Below are 19196 nucleotides of genomic sequence, written 5' to 3' on the forward strand. Positions count from 1 at the left end.
TGGCTCCCTACTGGACCTTGCGCAACTCCATGACAACGTTGTCCAAGCGCACTTCCTCGGGAGGAATGGCTCGGCATGCAGCCCCGACATGGTTCTCGCAAGAGACAAAGCCGTACGGCCGCGCTGATAGCGGCTTCGCTGGTTCTGGTCGTGACAGCCCCCACCGCGGCCGTCGCTCAGTCGGCCGGGACAGGCAAAAAGGGCCAAATCCCCTTGGGGGAACGGACGTTCAGTTCGTCCTTCGAAGCGGATGAAGAGCAGCCGGACTGGCGCAACACCGTCGAAGACGGTCCTGACGGAAAGAAGCGGTCATCAGGTGTCGATGGCGGCTTCTCCGCAGGAATACCGGGCAATGTCACGGACAAGGTGACAGATGTCCGCGCCAGTGAAGAGAACACCGGCGGCGGGGAGGTGAAGGAGAACCTGATCGACGGGGAGTCCGGCACCAAGTGGCTGTCCTTCGAGCCCACCGCCTGGGTCGAGTTCGACCTCACGGAACCGGTGAAGGTCGTGACATACGCGCTGACGTCGGCCAATGATCACGGCGAGCGCGATCCGAAGGACTGGACCCTGCAGGGCTCCGCCGACGGCAAGGACTGGAAGGATCTCGACTCCCGGACCGGCCAGACGTTCACCGAGCGGTTCCAGACGAAGTCGTACGATTTCACATCTGACACGGCGTACCAGCACTACCGTCTGCAGATCACGAAGAACAACGGCGCCTTGGACGCGACCCAGCTCGCCGACGTCCAGTTCTCCGACGGCAACACCTCGGTCCCGGCGCCCGACTCGATGCGCAGCCAGATCGACCGCGGCCCGTCCGGCTCCCCCACCGCCAAGGCGGGCGCCGGTTTCACGGGCAAGAAGGCCCTGCGGTACGCGGGTACGCACAGGACGGACGGCCGGGCCTACTCGTACAACAAGATCTTCGATGTGAACACGGCTGTCACCCGTGACACCTCACTCTCCTATCTGATCTACCCTCAGATGGGCGAGACGGACCTCTCCTACCCGGCGACGCATGTCTCGGTGGACCTGGCGTTCACGGACGGCACGTATCTGAGCGATCTGCGGGCCACCGACAGCAACGGCGGCCTGCTGACCCCGCAGGGCCAGGCCGATGCCAAGCGGCTGTACGTCAACCAGTGGAACAAGGTCGACTCGACGATCGGCACGGTCGCGGCGGGCAAGACCGTCGACCGGATTCTGATGGCGTACGACTCCCCCAAGGGCCCGGCGAAGTTCCAGGGCTGGATCGACGACATCGAGATCGCCCCGAAGGCACCCGAGAAGCGCCGCTCGCACCTCTCCGACTACGCGTCGACGGTCCGTGGCACCAACTCCAGCGGCGGTTTCTCGCGCGGCAACAACTTCCCCGCCACCGCGGTCCCGAACGGCTTCAACTTCTGGACGCCGGTCACCAACGCCGGATCGACCAGCTGGCTGTACGACTACGCGCGCGGCAACAACAACGACAACCTGCCCACGCTCCAGGCCTTCGGCGCCAGCCATGAGCCGAGTCCTTGGATGGGCGACCGGCAGACCTTCCAGCTGATGCCGTCGGCGGTCTCCGGCACCCCGGACGCCTCCCGTACGGCGCGTGCGCTGCCGTTCCACCACGAGAACGAGACGGCGAAACCGCACTACTACGGTGTGACATTCGACAACGGCCTCAAGGCCGAGATGACACCGTCCGACCACGCCGCCCGGATGCGGTTCACCTACCCCGGTGACGACGCGAGCATCGTCTTCGACAACGTCTCCAACGACGGCGGGCTCACTCTCGACCCGAAGAGCAGCTCCTTCACCGGCTTCTCCGATGTGAAGAGCGGCGGCTCGACCGGCGCCACCCGCCTCTTCGTCCACGGCGTCTTCGACGCGCCGGTCACCGGGAGCGGCAAGCTGTCCGGCGGCGGTGGCGACGATGTCACGGGCTACCTCCGCTTCGACGCGGGCAAGGACCGCACGGTGAACCTGCGACTGGCGACCTCACTGATCAGCATCGACCAGGCGAAGCAGAACCTCGCCGCCGAGATCCCCGCCTCCCGTTCCTTCGGCCGGGTGAAGGACCGGGCGCAGCAGGCCTGGGACGACATCCTGGGCAAGGTGGAGGTCGAGGGCGCAACGGCCGACCAGCTGACCACGCTGTACTCCAGCCTGTACCGGCTGTATCTGTACCCGAACTCGGGCTTCGAGAAGGTCGGCGGCAAGGACAAGTACGCCAGCCCCTTCTCACCGCAGGTCGGCTCCGACACCCCGACCCATACGGGCGCGAAGATCGTCGACGGCAAGGTGTACGTCAACAACGGCTTCTGGGACACCTACCGGACGACATGGCCCGCGTACTCCCTCCTCACGCCGGACAAGGCCGGCGAGATGGTGGACGGCTTCGTCCAGCAATACAAGGACGGGGGCTGGATCTCCCGCTGGTCGTCCCCCGGCTACTCCGATCTGATGACCGGCACCTCTTCGGATGTCGCGTTCGCGGACGCCTACGTCAAGGGTGTGAAGTTCGACGCCGAGGCGGCGTACGACGCGGCCCTGAAGAACGCCACCGTGGTCCCGCCGTCCTCGGGCGTCGGCCGCAAGGGCATGGAGACGTCCCCGTTCGTCGGCTACGCGAACACCTCCACGCACGAGGGCCTGTCCTGGTCGCTGGAGGGCTACCTCAACGACTACGGCATCGCGCAGATGGGCCGGGCGCTCTACAGGAAGACGAAGAAGGAGCGGTACAAGGAGGAGTCCGAGTACTTCCTGAACCGCGCCCGCAACTACGTCGACCTCTTCGACAGCAAGGCCGGCTTCTTCCAGGGCAAGGACGCCAAGGGCGACTGGCGGCTCCCGTCGGACCAGTACGACCCGCGGGTCTGGGGCTACGACTACACGGAGACGAACGGCTGGGGCTACGCCTTCACGGCCCCGCAGGACAGCCGGGGCCTGGCGAACCTGTACGGCGGCCGCGACGGCCTGGCCAAGAAGCTCGACACGTACTTCTCCACTCCCGAGACAGCGGGCCCGGAGTTCGTCGGCTCGTACGGCGGTGTCATCCACGAGATGACGGAGGCGCGTGACGTACGGATGGGCATGTACGGCCACAGCAACCAGGTCGCGCACCATGTCACCTATATGTACGACGCGGCCTCGCAGCCCTGGAAGACGCAGGAGAAGGTCCGCGAGGTCCTGAGCCGCCTCTACACGGGCAGCGAGATCGGCCAGGGTTACCACGGCGACGAGGACAACGGCGAGCAGTCGGCCTGGTACCTCTTCTCCTCGCTCGGCTTCTACCCGCTCGTCATGGGCAGTGGCGAGTACGCGATCGGCTCCCCGCTCTTCACGAAGACCACGGTCCATCTGGAGAACGGCCACGACCTGGTCGTCAGGGCGCCGAAGAACAGCGCGAAGAACATCTATGTGCAGGGCCTGAAGGTCAACGGCAAGAAGTGGAACTCGACTTCACTGCCGCACGACCTGCTGGCCAAGGGCGGTGTGCTGGACTTCGACATGGGCGCCAAGCCGTCGTCGTGGGGCACCGGCAAGGACGCGGCGCCGACCTCGATCACCACGGACGACAAGGTGGCATCGCCGAAGGCGGACGTGCTGAAGGGCGAGGGTGCCCTGTTCGACAACACATCGGCCACCTCGGCGTCGGTCGCCTCGGTGGACCTGCCGGTGCCCTCGGCCACGGACGCGGTCCAGTACACGCTGACATCGAGCGCGGCGGACAAGGCCCCGGCCGGGTGGGTCCTGCAGGGCTCGTCGGACGGCACGACATGGAAGGACCTCGACAAGCGGTCGGCCCAGTCGTTCGCCTGGGACAGGCAGACGAGGGTGTTCTCGGTGAGCACGCCGGGCTCGTACGCGCACTACCGAGTGGTGTTCGCCGGTGAAGGGACGCTCGCAGAGCTGGAGTTGCTCTCCTGATCCGACGCCCCCCTCGCTCGTGGCACTACCTCGTTTCACACGGACGGCCGGTACCTCCCCTGTGAGGTACCGGCCGTCCTGCGTTGCTCCGACGGTGGGACGGGGACGACATCACGGCTCCGGTCGACCATGGCGCTCAGGACGACGAGGCAGCAGCCGGTGCCCCCTCAGCTGCGCATGACACCCTCGGTCCCGCTCGGGGAATCCGGAACAGCCCGGGGGAACAGGCTCTCGGCTCGATCTTCATGGTCGGAGCCGATCACGTTCGATGATGGACTCGGGTCGTCTGGCCGTTCCACCCACGTCGTAGCGGGGCGCCGGCCGGCGGTTCTTCGACCCAAGTGGCCTGCCCGGTCCTGGCCTTGAGGGTTGGGCGCACGGGCTGGGCATGGCAAGTGAGCGCGGAGGTTCCTGAACCCGCGGCGGACGCGGGCCGGGGTGAGTCGGCCGGGCTCGGCAGGACGTTCCCAGTGGCGCCGAGCCGCTGGGCCTGACCAGGGTCGACCCGGGCCCCTGGTCGACCAGTTCATGTTCGCGGCGCGGAGGCGCCACCCGCCCCATGCGGGAGAGCTTCTCGCCCTCGACGTCGAGGTTGGGAAGCACTTCTCCTCAAGGAGGTCGAAGGCCTTCTGCGACTCCGTGCCTGGCATGGAGAAGGTGTCGGCGGGTGGCGTCGGCGCGGAGGAGGCGGCGAAGCCCGCACCGCAGAAGATCACCACCCACAGCAGCGCCATCAGCCATCGCCGCCCAAAGGCGAGACGGCCCAGTTCGTAGAGGAAGGTAGCCACGGCTGGGAACTCCTGTCAGTGGGCAGGGAAGAGCGGAACAAAGAGGCCTGAGCGGGGTGCGGTGGCGAGAAGAGGGAATGGCCTGGGAGATGGCGCCAGACGGGCACCCCGGTGACACCAGACTCCTCATTCAAGTGGCGCCACCATGACATCTGCATGGCGCCATCCGCAAGCCATACCCTCACCCAAACGGCACCATGCCACGCCACGGCAACAAAGAAACCCCAGGCCAGAGGCGCGTGCACCGCGAAAGAGTCAACTTGGCTCGCCATGGCGCCACGAATGTGCCATGATGGCGTCATGGACCTCACGCCCTACGTCGACAACCTCCGGCAAGAACTCGCCGTCGCGGCGGACGCCGGCGGGGACGAAGCCCGCGCCCTGGCCGAGCGGCTCACCGCCCCCCTGGAGTCCGCCACCCGGCTCACCTTGCTCAACGCGCTGTCCGCAGCCATGGGCGAGGTCACCCGGGAGCTGGCGCCCGGCTCGGTCGACGTGCGGCTGCGCGGACTCGACCCCGAGTTCGTGGTGACACCGCCGCCCGTACCCGAGCCGTTCCAGGAGACGCAGGCGCCGCCCGCGGCCCCCGCCGCACCCGCGCCGCCACCGCCACCCGCGGACGCCGACGACGGCGCCATGGCACGGATCAACTTCCGCCTCCCCGCCCACCTCAAGGGCCACGCCGAGAACGCCGCGGCAGTGGAGGGCCTGTCGGTCAACGCCTGGCTGGTGCGGGCCGTGTCCACCGCCCTGGACGGCGGGGAGCGCGTAAGCCCGCCGGGCCGCGGCAAGGACTCGGGCAGCCGGGGCTTCACCGGCTGGGTCCGCTAGGGCCGCCGGCCCGGCCCACCCCCACTTTCACCGGCGGATCGCCGATCCGGCCGACGTAACTCATCACCCGCCTCACCGGCGGGATCAACCACCCAAGCCAAGAGGACGGGACAGCCATGCCTACTTTCGAGACTCCCGAACCGATCTCCGCCACCTTCGAGTTGGAGGTCGCCAACGCCCGCATCACCGCGGGCAAGCGCACCGACACGGTCGTGGAGGTGCTGCCGCGCAACGGGTCCGACGACAACGACGTACGCGCCGTGCAGCAGACCCAGCTCACCTGCTCGGGCGGCCGCCTGACGGTCAAGACGCCCAAGAAGCGGTCCCTGTTCGGCAAGCCGGGCGCCATCGAGGTGAGCGTCGAACTGCCCGCGGGGTCGGATGTCCGGGGCACCTCGGCCATGGGCGGCTTCTTCTGCGAAGGCCCCCTCGGAGAGGTCGCGCTCAAGACCTCGCTCGGCGACCTCCAGGTGGACGAGGTGGCGGGCGCCGCCCTCAAGACCGACCTCGGCGACATCCGCCTGGCCCGCTCGACCGGGGACATCGAAGTCATCGGCTCGGGGCGGGTCGAGGTCGGCACGGTCACCGGCTCGGCGACCGTCAAGAACGGCAACGGCCTGACCGAGATCGGCGAGGTCACCGGCGGCCTGAAGACCAACGCGGCCAACGGGGACATCTCCGTGGGCATCGCGCACGGCGGCGTCGGCGCCAAGTCCGCCAACGGCCGTATCGAGATCGGCGTCGCCCACGCCGGGGTCGACGCGATGTCCTCCAACGGCCGCATCCGCGTCGGGGACGTGACCCGCGGCCGAATCGATCTGCGCACCTCCGTGGGCGACCTCGACGTGGGCATCCACGAGGGCACCGCGGCCTGGCTCGACCTGAACACCAAGTACGGCACGGTACGCAGTTCGCTCGGCTCCTCCGCCGGCCCCGCGGACTCCGACGAGACCGTCGAGGTGCACGCGCGGACCGGAGCCGGCGACATCGTCATCCGCCGCGCCTGACCCCGCGTACCCCCAACTCCCCACCCCCGAAAGGAAAGCGGCATGACTGCCTCCCAGACATCCGCGCCGATCGCCGCGAACGCGACGGCGCCGGCGATCACCGCCACCGGGCTGCGCAAGTCCTACGGCGACAAGCTCGTGCTCGACGGCATCGACCTGAGCATCGCCGAAGGCACCGTCTTCGCCCTGCTCGGGCCGAACGGCGCCGGCAAGACCACCACGGTGGAGATCCTCTCCACGCTCATCGACGCCGACGCGGGCGAGGCCTGGGTCGCGGGCCGCCATCTGACCAGGGCCGCCGACGCGGTGCGCTCCGCGATCGGCGTCACCGGCCAGTTCTCGGCCGTCGACAATCTGCTGACCGCCGAGGAGAACCTGCTCCTCATGGCGGATCTGCACCACCTCGACCGGCGCGAGGGCAAGCGGCGGGCCAAGGACCTGCTGCGCCGCTTCGACCTGTCCGAGGTGGCGGGCAAGACCGCCGTCACTTTATCCGGCGGCATGCGGCGCAAGCTCGACCTGGCGATGACCCTGGTCGGCGATCCGCGGATCATCTTCCTCGACGAGCCCACCACGGGACTCGACCCGCGCAGCCGGCGCACCATGTGGGAGATCATCCGGGACCTCGTCGCCGACGACGGCGTGACCATCTTCCTGACCACCCAGTACCTCGAAGAGGCCGACCAACTCGCCGACCGCATCGCCGTGTTGGACCACGGCAGGCTGATCGCCGAGGGCACCGCCGACGAGCTGAAGCAGCGCATCCCCGGCGGCCACATCCGGGTGCGGTTCACCGACATCCAGGGCCTGGGCACCGCCGCGGAAATCTTCGGCATCGCCACCCGCGACGAGGACTCCCTCACCCTGCAGATCCCCAGCGACGGCTCCATCCCCAACCTGCGGGCCGTCCTCGACGCCCTGGACGCCACCGCCGTCCAGGCCGAGTCGCTCACCGTGCACACCCCCGACCTCGACGACGTCTTCCTGACCCTCACCGGCCGGCCCCGCCCCGCCGACACCGTCGCATCGACCAAGGAGAACGCCTGATGGCCACCATGTCCTACGCCGCCAGAGACTCCAGGACGATGCTGCGGCGCAACCTCAAGAAGGCGCTGCGCTACCCGTCCCTGACGCTCACCGTCGTCATCATGCCCATCGTGATGCTGCTGCTGTTCAACTACGTCCTCGGCAGCGCCCTGGGCACCGGCATCAGCGACCTGCCCACCGGCAGCGGCGACTACATCGACTACCTGGCGCCCGGCATCATCCTGATGGCCGCCACCTCCGGCGCCCTGACCACCGCGATCAGCGTGTGCGTCGACAAGACCGAGGGCATCGTCAATCGCTTCCGTACGATGCCGATCTCCCGGGCCTCGTTCCTGACCGGCCATGTCGTCGGGGGCGTGATCCAGACGATGACCAGCATCGCGCTCGTCATCGGCGTCGCCCTCCTGATGGGCTTCCGCCCCAGCGCGACGCCCGTCGAGTGGGTCGCCGCCATCGGTCTGCTCGCCCTGCTCACGCTCGGGCTCACCTGGTTGTCCGCGGGCATCGGCCTGGTCGCCAAGAACGTGGAGAGCGCCAGCAACATCCCGATGCCGCTGACGTTCCTGCCGTTCCTCGGCAGCGCCATCGTGCCGACGGAGTCCATGCCCACCGGCCTGCGCTGGTTCGCCGAGTACCAGCCCTTCACTCCGATCATCGAGACCCTGCGCGGTCTGTGGCTCGGCACCGAGATCGGATCCAGCGCGGTCATCGGCCTCGCCTGGTGCGTGGGGCTCTCCCTGGTCGGCTACGTGTGGGCGCGCCGCGCCTTCAAGACCGGCCCCAAGCGGTAACCTCCGCTCTTCTCAGCCCACTTCACCGATCCGCACCAGCTGCACCTCGCCCCACGATCGCGGGAGGACCCCATGTCGTACGACCCGACGGCCGCCGGCATCACCACCGACGACATCACCGCCGACGAGCCGCCCACCCTGCCCACCGACCGGCGCACCGGCTGCCCCTTCGACCCGCCCGCCGGACTCACCGCCCTGAGCGACAAGCCGATGCGCCGCATGCGCTACGCCGACGGACACGTGGGCCGGCTGGTCACCGGCCATGCCACGGCCCGCGCGGTCCTGGCCGACCCACGCTTCAGCTCACGCTACGAACTCCTGCATCTGCCGGTGCCGATAGCGGGCGTGTCGGGGGAGTTACCGCCGGCGCCGGTCGGCGACATCATCGGCCTCGACGCCCCCGAGCACACCCGCTACCGACGCCTGCTCACCGGTAAGTTCACCGTTCGCCGGATGCGTCAACTCACCGAGCGCGTCGCGCAGTTCACCACCGAGTGCCTGGACGCCATGGAGCAGTCCGGGCCCACGGTCGACCTGGTGGAGGCGTTCGCGCAGCCCCTGCCCGCGCTCATGATCTGCGAGCTGCTCGGCGTGCCGTACACCGACCGGGAGCGCTTCCAGAGCCACGTGGCGACCCTCTTCGACCAGACGGCGGACGCCGAGGCGAAGGGCGAGGCCTATACGGCGCTGCTCCAGTACCTGGGAGAACTGGTCCTCGCCAAGCGCGCCGAGCCCACCGACGACCTGCTCAGTGATCTGACCACCTCCGACCTCACCGACGAGGAGCTGGCCGGAATCGGTGGGCTGCTGCTCGCGGCCGGGCTCGACACCACCGCGAACATGCTCGCCCTCGGCACCTTCGCCCTGCTCAGCAATCCCGACCAGCTGGACGCACTGCGAGCCGACCCGGGCCTCGCCGAGCAGACCGTGGAGGAGCTGCTGCGCTACCTCAGCGTGGCCGACCCGCTGCTGCGGGCGGCGCTCGAGGACGTCGAGGTGGAGGGCCAACTCATCAGGGCGGGCGAGACGGTGACCGTTTCCGTGCAGGCTGCCAACCGCGACCCGCACAAGTTCCCCGACCCCGACCGGCTCGACATCCACCGCAAGGCCACCGGGCACCTGTCCTTCGGCCACGGCGCCCACCAGTGCCTGGGCCAGCAGCTCGCCCGCGTCGAGATGACCGTCGCGCTTCCGGCACTCCTCGCCCGCTTCCCCACCCTGCGCCTCGCGGTGCCGCCGCAGGAGGTGCCGCTGCGCGACCGCTCCAACATCTACGGCGTGATCAGCCTGCCCGTCACCTGGGACAAGGAGTAGACCCATGAGCGACCCACGAGAGCCGCTGCGTCTCAGCGTCGACCGTGAGCGCTGCGCCGGTGCCGGCATGTGCGCCCTGACGGCCCCCGAGGTCTTCGACCAGGACGACGAGGAAGGCCTGGTGGTGCTCCTGCACCCCGCGCCGGCCCCCGAGCACCGGTCCGCCGCCCGGATGGCCGTCGGCCTCTGCCCCGTCGGAGCCATCGCCCTCAACTCCCCGGATTCCACCGACTCGTAGCGACCGTGGCACTTCCCGGACCGAGAACCCCGCACCGCGCACCGGTGGGGGCTCTCGCGCGTGCGGACCCGTCCGCCACGCCGCTCCGGCCCCCGGGCTCAGCACACAGCATCGCGTCGGTCAGCTCGAACAACGCGTCCGCCCTCCCGGTCATGGACGCGTACAACTCCGCGCGGAAGGCTGACAGCAGCCCGAACGGCTCCCGCGTGACATCGTGATGCAGCAGACTCACCTCTACGGCCTTCGTGTTGATCCGGTGCCTCTGTGACGGAGCACAGGATCCGACGGAGGCCGCCCTGACGAACAGCGCTCATCACTACGAGTGATCAATTTCGAAGCACAATTCGACCATCAAAGATGGAAGTCAAGATCGAGCAATGTCACATTCCACGCTGTCATGACCGGCTGACCGTGCTCGGTGCCGAGCCGGGATACGGCCCCCGTGGCGAGCTGGAACAGTGTGCCCTCGGCCGGGGTCAGGCCGAGATAGCGGGCGGTCAGTACGCGCAGGAAATGGGAGTGGGCGACGAGCGCGATGTCCTCGTCCGCGTCGCGGCTCGCCGCCTCCACGACTTCGGCCAGCACCCGGTCGGCGCGGGCTCCGACCTCGGCGGGGGTTTCCCCGGGGTGCGCCTCGGGGCCGGGGGCGACTCCGTCGGTCCAGAGGTTCCACCCGGGACGGGTGCGGTGGATCTCTTCGGTGGTCACCCCTTCGTAGCCGCCGTAGTCCCATTCGCGCAGCTCGGGTGCGATGCGGGGTGCGACGAGTCCGGCGAGCTCCGCGGTACGCCGGGCGCGTACCGCTGGACTGACCAGGGTGAGTGCGATCTGCCGGTCGGCGAGCAGGGGCGCCAGCGCGCGTGCCTGACGTTCGCCGAGGGGGGTCAGGGGCAGGTCGGTGTGGCTCGTGTGCTGCCCGGACCGCGACCACTCGGTCTCGCCGTGCCGGATCAGGATCAACTCGCCCATGGGTGTCATCCGCTCTCTGTGCTGTTCCGCGGCTGTTCATGCCGCGCGCCGCGCGCTGCTTGGTTGCAGACCCTCCGGTCCACGATGCGGTGGCCGGTACCTCCCCGCGGGTACGGCATCCCGGTGTCCCGTCACATTCCGTCAGATGCCCCAGCGGAAGGAACCGGGCCGGGTCCCCGCTGAACCTACCCAGGCCGGGTGCGCCGGCCGTTGTCGCGGGCCGCCGGGGGCTCGCTGCGGAAGGAGGGCGGCTCGTCGGCGGGGTCGACCCGGTGCAGCGCGGCGACGAAGTCCGCCAGGTCCGCCGCGAGCGGGCCGGGTTCGACGACCTCCCCGACCGTCGGATTCGCGCCGTCGAGCCACCGGAAGACCGACCAGTGCCACGGATAGCCCTCCGCGGGCCCGCCCCTGCCCAGCGGTACGGGAAGCGTGGCGGGAAGCGACGGGGCGAGCCGGGGCAGCCAGTGGTGCTCCTTCGCCACGTCGCCGGCGGCTCCCGCGGTACGGGGTAGTCGCACCACCAGGTCCTCGCCGAGCCGGTACATGGCGTTGGACGTGCCCACGGGGACGACCGGTTCGGCGGGCAGTCCGGCCCAGCCCGGGAACTGCGAGGCGATCAGCCGGTGCACGAGGGATTCGCCGATCTCCGGTTCGTCGGCATGCATCTTGCCCGTGTGCATGAGGACCCTTCAGGAGTGGGGCACCGACCGGCGGTTGGCGGCCGACGGCCATACGAACGCTCGCGCGCGCCGCCCGTCAAATCGTTTACCGCGCGCGGCCCTCGACGACCGAGCGGCGGCAGCCACCTACGGGTGGCGCGTTCCCCGATTCCCGGACCGGCGCGTCCGTGCGCCGTTACATTTCGGCGTATGCCGCAGCCCAAGGACCTCGATCCGTACACCGACGCCCGCTCCTTCTACGGCTCCGAGTTGCGCCGCCTGCGTGAGGCCGCAGGGATGTCCCAGAGCGAGCTGGGCGACAAGGTGTTCTGCTCGGGTACGTACATCGGGCTGTTCGAGATGGCGGAACGGCGCCCGCAGGAGGACATGTCCCGTGCCTTCGACGAACTGCTGGAAAGCGGCGAGCACCTCCAGCGACTGTGCCGACTGGCGCGGAAGTCGAAGGTGGCGGGGTACTTCGCGGATGCGGCGGAACTGGAAGAACGAGCCAGGTCCATCGAAGAGTACGCACCGATGCTGATCCCGGGTGTGCTCCAGACGCGTGCCTACGCAACAGCGTTGACCAGAGGCACGATGCGGCGGACGTCCGACGAAGTGGTGGAACAGACGGTCAGCGCCCGCATGGAGCGCGCTCAACTCCTCAGCTGCGAGAACGGGCCGGACTTCTGGGCGATCATTCACGAGGCCGCACTACGCGTTCCGATCGGCGGCCTCCCCGCCACGAGGGACCAGCTCGCCCATCTCGTCGAGACAACCCGGGCCCATCCGCACGCGATCTTGCAGGTTCTGCCTTTCTCCGCCGGCTTTCATCCTTTTCTGAACACCATGTCCTCGCTGATGCAGTTCACCGATGCCCCGACCGTCGTGTACACGGAGGGCGCCTACACGGGCCAACTCATCGAGGATGCGGCTCTGGTGGCGCAGTATCGATCGGCATACGATCTGGCCAGGGCCGTCGCGCTGTCGCCGGAGGCGTCCCTGGCACTGATCGCCTCGGCGGCGAAGGACTGCGACCGATGAACAGCACGCCCGACCTCAGCCGTGCCGCCTGGCGGACCTCGTCCTACAGCAACGGAGACGGTGGAAGCTGCGTCGAGGTCGCCGACAACGTCCCCGGCTTCGTCCCCGTACGCGACTCCAAGCTGACCGACAGCCCGGTCCTGGCCTTCCGGGCCGCAGGCTGGGCAGCGTTCGTGCAGACCATCAACCGGTAGGGACGACCGCAGACGCCGTGCAACGCGAAGGGCCGCACCCCGGGAGTTCGGGATGCGGCCCTTCGGCTCTGCGGCCTACTTGCGGATCAGGCTGCGGAGCACGTACTGCATGATGCCGCCGTTGCGGTAGTAGTCCGCCTCACCGGGGGTGTCGATGCGGACGACCGCGTCGAACTCCACACCGGTGTCGGTGGAGACCTTCACCGTGCGCGGCGTCGTGCCGTTGTTCAGCTCGGTCACGCCGGTGAAGGAGAAGGTCTCCTCGCCGGTGAGGCCGAGGGCCTCGGCGGTCGCGCCCTCCGGGAACTGGAGCGGGAGGACGCCCATGCCGATGAGGTTCGAGCGGTGGATGCGCTCGTACGACTCGGCGATGACGGCCTTGACGCCGAGGAGCGCGGTGCCCTTGGCGGCCCAGTCGCGGGACGAGCCGGAGCCGTACTCCTTGCCCGCCAGGATGACCAGCGGGGTGCCGGCGGCCTGGTAGTTCTGCGAGGCGTCGTAGATGAACGACACGGGGGCATCGCCGGCAGCAGCAGCCTGGGTGAAGTCGCGGGTGAAGCCACCCTCGGTGCCCGGGGCGATCTGGTTGCGCAGCCGGATGTTCGCGAACGTGCCGCGAATCATGACCTCGTGGTTGCCTCGGCGCGAGCCGTAGGAGTTGAAGTCGCGGCGCTCGACGCCGTGCTCCGTCAGGTACTTGCCGGCCGGGGTGTCGGCCTTGATCGCACCGGCCGGGGAGATGTGGTCGGTGGTGACCGAGTCGCCCAGCTTGGCGAGCACGCGTGCGCCGGTGATGTCGGAGACCGGGGTGGTCTCCATCGTCATGCCCTCGAAGTAAGGGGGCTTACGGACGTACGTCGACTCGGCGTCCCACTCGAAGGTGTTGCCGGTCGGGATCGGCAGCGCCTGCCACTGGGCGTCGCCGGCGAAGACGTCCCGGTAGGACTTGTTGAACATGTCCTCGCCGATGGAATTGGCGACGACATCGTTGACCTCGGCCTCGGAGGGCCAGATGTCCGCGAGGTAGACCGGCTTGCCGTCCTGGTCGATGCCCAGGGCGTCCTTGGTGATGTCGACCTTCATCGAACCGGCGATGGCGTACGCGACGACCAGCGGCGGGGACGCCAGGTAGTTCATCTTGACGTCGGGGTTGATCCGGCCCTCGAAGTTACGGTTGCCGGAGAGCACCGAGGTCACGGCCAGGTCGTGCTCGTTGACCGCCTTGGAGACCTCCTCCGGCAGCGGGCCGGAGTTGCCGATGCAGGTGGTGCAGCCGTAGCCGACGAGGTTGAAGCCGACCTTGTCGAGGTACGGGGTCAGGCCCGCCTTGTCGAAGTAGTCGGTGACGACCTTCGAGCCCGGGGCGAGCGTGGTCTTGACCCACGGCTTGCGGGTCAGGCCCTTCTCGACGGCCTTCTTGGCCACGAGCGCCGCGGCAACCATGACGTACGGGTTCGACGTGTTGGTGCAGGAGGTGATCGCGGCGACGGTGACGGCGCCGTGGTCGATCTCGTACGTCGTCCCGTCAGGGGCCGTGACCGTGGTCGGACGCGACGGCACACCGTTGGAGGAGGCCGGCGAGTCGGAGGCCGGGAAGGACTCCTTGCCGGACTCCTCGTCCTCGGAGACGTAGTTGCGGACGTCCTGCGCGAACTGCTGCGAGGCGTTGGCGAGGACGATGCGGTCCTGCGGGCGCTTCGGGCCGGCGATCGACGGAACGACCGTCGACAGGTCCAGCTCCAGCTTCTCGGAGAAGTCCGGCTCGGCGGCCGGGTCCAGCCAGAGGCCCTGCTCCTTGGCGTACGCCTCGACGAGCGCGACCTGCTGCTCGTCACGGCCGGTCAGGCGCAGGTACTTCAGCGTCTCGTCGTCGATCGGGAAGATCGCGGCGGTGGATCCGAACTCCGGCGACATGTTGCCGATGGTGGCGCGGTTCGCGAGGGAGGTGGCGGCGACGCCCTCACCGTAGAACTCGACGAACTTGCCGACGACACCGTGCTTGCGGAGCATCTCGGTGATGGTCAGCACGAGGTCGGTGGCGGTGGTGCCGGCCGGGAGCTCGCCGGTCAGCTTGAAGCCGACGACGCGCGGGATGAGCATGGAGACCGGCTGGCCGAGCATCGCGGCCTCGGCCTCGATACCGCCGACACCCCAGCCCAGCACGCCGAGGCCGTTGACCATGGTGGTGTGCGAGTCGGTGCCGACGAGGGTGTCGGGGTACGCCTGGCCACCCCGGACCATGACCGTACGGGCCAGGTGCTCGATGTTGACCTGGTGGACGATGCCGGTGCCCGGGGGGACGACCTTGAACTCGTCGAAGGCGGTCTGGCCCCAGCGCAGGAACTGGTAGCGCTCCTTGTTGCGGCCGTACTCCAGCTCGACGTTCTGCGCGAACGCGTCGTTGGTGCCGAACTTGTCGGCGATGACGGAGTGGTCGATGACCAGCTCGGCCGGGGCGAGGGGATTGATCTTGGCCGGGTCACCGCCCAGCTCCTTGACGGCCTCACGCATGGTGGCGAGGTCCACGACACACGGCACACCGGTGAAGTCCTGCATGATCACGCGGGCCGGCGTGAACTGGATCTCCTGGCTGGGCTGCGCCTGGGAGTCCCAGCCGCCGAGCGCCCGGATGTGGTCGGCGGTGATGTTCGCGCCGTCCTCGGTGCGGAGCAGGTTCTCCAGCAGCACCTTCAGGCTGTAAGGGAGGCGCGCGGAGCCCTCGACCTTGTCCAGCTTGAAGATCTCGTACGACTCGTCGCCCACGCGCAGCGTGCTGCGGGCGTCGAAGCTGTTCGCCGACACGACAGTCTCCTTCATCAATGTGCGCGTACTCCGCGCCGCGCCTCCTTACGGCGGGCGCCGCGTGGTGCCGCCTACGGCCCCTCGACCATCCGCTAAGGTAAGGCTTAGTTAGGTAACCCTTACTGACTGGCGGACTGCGGTGCGCCTTCGGCATATATCTCGATGTCGAGATAACTCTAGTACATCACCGCCGCACGGTCATGCGCGGGCGGCTTTGTCCGCTGTCATCCAATCGAGGCGTTTGACAGCGAACCCAGTCGTTTCGGCTTCCTTGCCAGCGAACCCAGTCGTACGAGGTGACGTGCTGGGGGTGCTGGGTGGCCGTACCGGTCAGGGTGGATCCCGCGGTGCCGTACGTCGAGCTGTCGTACGTCGATGCGGTGCACGGGCGTCGACGGCGTCCGCTGCGGGACTGTGTGACGGGCGGGTTCGACGTGTCACTCCGGCGCGAGTTTCGCCGGTCGCGCGGTGTGCGTCACTTCCCGGCTGGTATCGGATCGCGGAGTTCTTCGAGGTTGCCACCAAACGGTCCGCCGGCGGGGGAGGCACATCCTGGAGGTTCTGCTCGGCCTGCCGACAGATGCTCCGAAAAGGGACGAGGCCGCGCCCCGCCTGCGTGCAGCGGGAAGCGCAGAAGGACCGCAGGGCTTCCGCCCAGCCGGGACGCATCGTCTCCAGGGTGACGCTGCGGGCACGCAACGCAGGACGTCCGCGACCACCGAACGCCTCGCTGAAGTCCTCCGACTCCACGCCACACCGAGACCGGCGTTCACCCTCCTGGCCACTCCCAGGGGGCGGGGCCCCGCACCCTGGAGATCCTGAGCACAGCGGGGATCCAACCGGGCCACGAAACGGCGGGGGGGGAAGGCATGGCGGCAGCGGGCGCTGCTGCCATGCCCGGCAGGTCGGTCAGGCGCTCCCCCCGAGCTCAGGGCTCCGCCGGCGAAGCTCGCCGCGACGTGACATGTAGCCGAGAGACACTCTGGCTGGTGTGCGCGGTGGCCGGCCCAAGTCTGCCATCGAGCGACCGTGGCAGCAGCTCCGCTGAGCGGAGCCGTCCCGGCGATGCCTCCCGCCTGCGGCATCGGGGACGGCCTGGGTTTCCCGGCGCCCCGCCGTCGCTCAGCGCCGTGGAATCGCGGCGTTCGTGACCGACGGGGCGATCCATGACCTCGCCGAGGTGCGCGAGATGGGCTTTCCCGTTCTTCGCCAGAGGAGTCCTCCCCGTCCCGGGCACCAAGAAGGCCGTTGAGCCGCTCAACGGCCCGGTGCGGTGCGGTGGTGTGAGCGTCGACGCGGGCGACATCGTGGTGGCCGACGAAGAGGGCGTTGTGGTCACTCCCTGTGCCCGCCGGGAGCAGGTGCTCCTCGATGCCCGGAAGAAGCCGACCATGGAGGCCGGCGAATCTTTCCATGCGTGGGAGGAAGCGCATCGCACCCGTATCGACAAGATCCTGGCCGAAGGCGGCTTCGAGGGCTGATTCGACGCCAGGCTCCCGTCAGGCCTGCACTGTTCCCCGGCCTCGCCCGGCTCGGCGAGTGGAGCCTGGGCGAGGCCGACACCCGTCCCCCCGGATGGACGTACACCGCGCGCCGTCGCGGCGATCCGGGTGGACCATGGAACGCACGGTGCGCCCGTAGCCCGCACCTTTCACGCACATCAGGCTGCGTAACCGCCGTGCCTCCACATGCAGTCGTCACCCGAACACCACACCCCACCACAGGTCTCATCTCATATCTGAGATAGCCTTTCGTCATGTCAGACGATTATCTCGTACGCATAGGCAAGCTCATCCGTGACGCCCGTCAGCACCGGGGCTGGACACAGAGTCAGCTCGCCGAGGCACTCGCCACCAGTCAGAGCGCCGTCAATCGCATCGAGCGTGGCAATCAGAACATCAGCCTTGAGATGATCGCGCGCATCGGTGAGGCACTCGACAGCGAGATCGTGTCGCTCGGCTACGCCGGGCCCATGCACCTGCGGGTGGTCGGCGGGCGCCGGCTCTCGGGCTCCATCGATGTCAAGACGAGCAAGAACGCGTGCGTGGCACTGCTCTGCGCCTCGCTGCTCAACAAGGGCCGTACGGTGCTGCGCCGCGTGGCCCGCATCGAGGAGGTCTACCGACTCCTGGAAGTGCTGAACTCCATCGGCGTGCGGACGAGGTGGATCAACGAGGGAGTCGATCTGGAGATCGTCCCGCCGGCCCGGCTCGACTTGGACGCCATCGACGCGGACGCCGCCCGCCGGACCCGTTCCATCATCATGTTCCTCGGTCCGCTGCTGCACCGGATGGACTCGTTCAAGCTTCCGTACGCGGGCGGCTGCGACCTCGGCACGCGGACCATCGAGCCGCACATGATCGCGCTGCGGCGGTTCGGGCTGGAGATCGCCGCGACGGAAGGGCTCTACCACGCCCAGATAGACCACTCGGTCATACCCGACCGTCCCATAGTGCTGACCGAGCGCGGGGACACCGTGACCGAGAACGCGCTGCTCGCCGCCGCCCGGCACGACGGCACGACCGTCATCCGTAACGCATCCTCCAACTACATGGTCCAGGACCTGTGCTTCTTCCTGGAGGCACTGGGCATACGCGTGGACGGCGTCGGCACGACCACACTGACCGTGCACGGCGTCCCGCACATAGATGTGGACGTCGACTACTCCCCCTCCGAGGACCCGGTCGAGGCGATGAGCCTCCTCGCCGCCGCCGTGGTGACGGAGTCCCGGCTGACGATCCGCCGGGTGCCGATCGAGTTCCTCGAGATCGAGCTCGCGGTGCTGGAAGAGATGGGCGTCGACTGCGACCGTACGACTGAGTACGCCGCCGACAACGGCCGTACCCGGCTGGTCGACCTCACGGTCCGCCCCTCCAAGCTGGAGGCGCCGATCGACAAGGTCCACCCCATGCCGTTTCCCGGGCTCAACATCGACAATGTGCCCTTCTTCGCGGCCATCGCCGCCTCGGCCCAGGGCCAGACCCTCATCCATGACTGGGTCTACGACAACCGGGCCATCTACCTCACCGATCTGAACCGCCTCGGCGGCAGGCTGCAGCTCCTGGACCCGCACCGGGTACTGGTCGAGGGCCCGACCCGCTGGCGCGCCGCCGAGATGATGTGCCCGCCCGCGCTGCGGCCCGCCGTGGTGGTGCTGCTCGCCATGATGGCGGCGGAAGGCACCTCCGTACTGCGCAATGTGTATGTCATCAACCGCGGTTACGAGGAGCTGGCGGAGCGGCTCAACTCCGTGGGCGCGCAGATCGAGATCTTCCGGGACATCTGACCGGCCCGATGTCGTGCCCCTTGGAGGCAAGGGGCACGACACCTCAACATGCCAGCTGACCTGCGGATACCTACCTTCACAGCCCTCCACTGATCACCGTTGTTTTTCAGCACCTTGTGCAACGCACGTGCAAGATGATCTTGAATGGTTGACGGTACGTCAGGAAAGCCTGAGTACCCGTCAGCCTTTACGGAGGGTTGTCGCCGAAGTGGCCTCGCAACGTCCGATGTCGGTCGTGTCACGTCGGGCCGACGAGCTGAACCGCTATCCGCCTGCGGCCGGTGAGCAGGCCGGGCTCGACCTCGAAC

13 protein-coding genes and 3 pseudogenes are annotated in these 19196 nt (G+C 68.5%); 11 read left to right on the forward strand and 5 right to left on the reverse strand.

The annotated features are described in order from the left end of the window. The first annotated feature begins 75 nt into the window (after positions 1-75). Positions 76-3921, forward strand: coding sequence for a GH92 family glycosyl hydrolase (locus OG953_RS10695; RefSeq protein ID WP_405683750.1), 3846 nt, complete (start codon positions 76-78; stop codon positions 3919-3921). A 243-nt stretch (positions 3922-4164) separates the two neighbouring features. Here the strand turns inward: OG953_RS10695 and OG953_RS10700 are convergent. Together OG953_RS10700 and OG953_RS10705 are read right to left on the reverse strand one after the other, a co-directional pair. After that, positions 4165-4400, reverse strand: a pseudogene (locus OG953_RS10700) (transposase); the annotation flags it as partial. A gap of 102 nt (positions 4401-4502) precedes the next feature. After that, a pseudogene (locus OG953_RS10705) lies at positions 4503-4709 on the reverse strand (hypothetical protein); the annotation flags it as partial. A gap of 300 nt (positions 4710-5009) precedes the next feature. Here OG953_RS10705 and OG953_RS10710 point away from each other — a divergent pair. The 6 genes from OG953_RS10710 (at position 5010) to OG953_RS10735 (ending at position 9937) form a co-directional block, all read left to right on the forward strand. Continuing rightward, entirely contained in the window at positions 5010-5540 is a 531-nt protein-coding gene (locus OG953_RS10710; RefSeq protein WP_405683752.1) for a hypothetical protein, read from the forward strand. Positions 5541-5656: 116 nt separating this feature from the next. Then, positions 5657-6547: a DUF4097 family beta strand repeat-containing protein gene (locus OG953_RS10715; protein ID WP_405683753.1), complete on the forward strand. Its 891-nt coding sequence runs from the start codon at positions 5657-5659 to the stop codon at positions 6545-6547. Between the two features lie 42 nt (positions 6548-6589). Beyond that, positions 6590-7594, forward strand: coding sequence for an ATP-binding cassette domain-containing protein (locus OG953_RS10720; RefSeq protein ID WP_405683754.1), 1005 nt, complete (start codon positions 6590-6592; stop codon positions 7592-7594). Continuing rightward, positions 7594-8385: an ABC transporter permease gene (locus OG953_RS10725; RefSeq protein ID WP_405683757.1), complete on the forward strand. Its 792-nt coding sequence runs from the start codon at positions 7594-7596 to the stop codon at positions 8383-8385. Before OG953_RS10720 ends, OG953_RS10725 begins: the two co-directional genes overlap by 1 nt. 72 nt (positions 8386-8457) lie before the next feature. After that, complete coding sequence (locus tag OG953_RS10730; RefSeq protein WP_405683759.1) at positions 8458-9699, forward strand: cytochrome P450; 1242 nt, start codon at positions 8458-8460, stop codon at positions 9697-9699. A 4-nt stretch (positions 9700-9703) separates the two neighbouring features. Then, positions 9704-9937 (forward strand): ferredoxin, encoded by a 234-nt coding sequence (locus tag OG953_RS10735; protein WP_405683761.1) that lies wholly within the window; start codon positions 9704-9706, stop codon positions 9935-9937. Positions 9938-10288: 351 nt separating this feature from the next. Here OG953_RS10735 and OG953_RS10740 read toward each other — a convergent pair whose 3' ends face one another. Continuing rightward, complete coding sequence (locus tag OG953_RS10740; protein WP_405683762.1) at positions 10289-10906, reverse strand: histidine phosphatase family protein; 618 nt, start codon at positions 10904-10906, stop codon at positions 10289-10291. Between the two features lie 185 nt (positions 10907-11091). Continuing rightward, positions 11092-11586 carry a phosphotransferase gene (locus OG953_RS10745; protein ID WP_405683763.1) on the reverse strand — a complete coding sequence of 165 codons (495 nt, stop codon included), beginning with the start codon at positions 11584-11586 and terminating at the stop codon, positions 11092-11094. Between the two features lie 189 nt (positions 11587-11775). Between OG953_RS10745 and OG953_RS10750 the strand changes: the two genes are divergently transcribed. Together OG953_RS10750 and OG953_RS10755 are read left to right on the forward strand one after the other, a co-directional pair. Then, positions 11776-12606: a Scr1 family TA system antitoxin-like transcriptional regulator gene (locus OG953_RS10750; RefSeq protein WP_405683764.1), complete on the forward strand. Its 831-nt coding sequence runs from the start codon at positions 11776-11778 to the stop codon at positions 12604-12606. Next, entirely contained in the window at positions 12603-12800 is a 198-nt protein-coding gene (locus OG953_RS10755; protein ID WP_405683766.1) for a DUF397 domain-containing protein, read from the forward strand. Before OG953_RS10750 ends, OG953_RS10755 begins: the two co-directional genes overlap by 4 nt. Before the next feature lie 75 nt (positions 12801-12875). Here OG953_RS10755 and acnA read toward each other — a convergent pair whose 3' ends face one another. After that, positions 12876-15602 carry an aconitate hydratase AcnA gene (gene acnA / locus OG953_RS10760; RefSeq protein WP_405683767.1) on the reverse strand — a complete coding sequence of 909 codons (2727 nt, stop codon included), beginning with the start codon at positions 15600-15602 and terminating at the stop codon, positions 12876-12878. A gap of 1114 nt (positions 15603-16716) precedes the next feature. Here acnA and OG953_RS10765 point away from each other — a divergent pair. Both OG953_RS10765 and OG953_RS10770 read left to right on the forward strand, forming a co-directional pair. After that, positions 16717-17083 (forward strand): annotated as a pseudogene (locus OG953_RS10765) (RraA family protein); the annotation flags it as partial. Positions 17084-17358: 275 nt separating this feature from the next. Continuing rightward, entirely contained in the window at positions 17359-18888 is a 1530-nt protein-coding gene (locus tag OG953_RS10770; RefSeq protein WP_405683769.1) for a helix-turn-helix domain-containing protein, read from the forward strand. The last annotated feature ends 308 nt before the right edge of the window (positions 18889-19196 follow it).

It is taken from the genome of Streptomyces sp. NBC_00057, from assembly GCF_045041165.1.
Lineage (GTDB): Bacteria > Actinomycetota > Actinomycetes > Streptomycetales > Streptomycetaceae > Streptomyces.

Coding starts and splice junctions, on each gene's coding strand:
- OG953_RS10745 (WP_405683763.1), bottom strand. CDS start 11,586: ATGCACACGGGCAAGATGCATGCCGACGAACCGGAGATCGGCGAATCC.
- OG953_RS10755 (WP_405683766.1), top strand. CDS start 12,603: ATGAACAGCACGCCCGACCTCAGCCGTGCCGCCTGGCGGACCTCGTCC.
- OG953_RS10710 (WP_405683752.1), top strand. CDS start 5,010: ATGGACCTCACGCCCTACGTCGACAACCTCCGGCAAGAACTCGCCGTC.
- OG953_RS10735 (WP_405683761.1), top strand. CDS start 9,704: ATGAGCGACCCACGAGAGCCGCTGCGTCTCAGCGTCGACCGTGAGCGC.
- OG953_RS10750 (WP_405683764.1), top strand. CDS start 11,776: ATGCCGCAGCCCAAGGACCTCGATCCGTACACCGACGCCCGCTCCTTC.
- OG953_RS10725 (WP_405683757.1), top strand. CDS start 7,594: ATGGCCACCATGTCCTACGCCGCCAGAGACTCCAGGACGATGCTGCGG.
- OG953_RS10740 (WP_405683762.1), bottom strand. CDS start 10,906: ATGGGCGAGTTGATCCTGATCCGGCACGGCGAGACCGAGTGGTCGCGG.
- OG953_RS10715 (WP_405683753.1), top strand. CDS start 5,657: ATGCCTACTTTCGAGACTCCCGAACCGATCTCCGCCACCTTCGAGTTG.
- OG953_RS10695 (WP_405683750.1), top strand. CDS start 76: ATGCAGCCCCGACATGGTTCTCGCAAGAGACAAAGCCGTACGGCCGCG.
- OG953_RS10770 (WP_405683769.1), top strand. CDS start 17,359: ATGTCAGACGATTATCTCGTACGCATAGGCAAGCTCATCCGTGACGCC.
- OG953_RS10720 (WP_405683754.1), top strand. CDS start 6,590: ATGACTGCCTCCCAGACATCCGCGCCGATCGCCGCGAACGCGACGGCG.
- OG953_RS10730 (WP_405683759.1), top strand. CDS start 8,458: ATGTCGTACGACCCGACGGCCGCCGGCATCACCACCGACGACATCACC.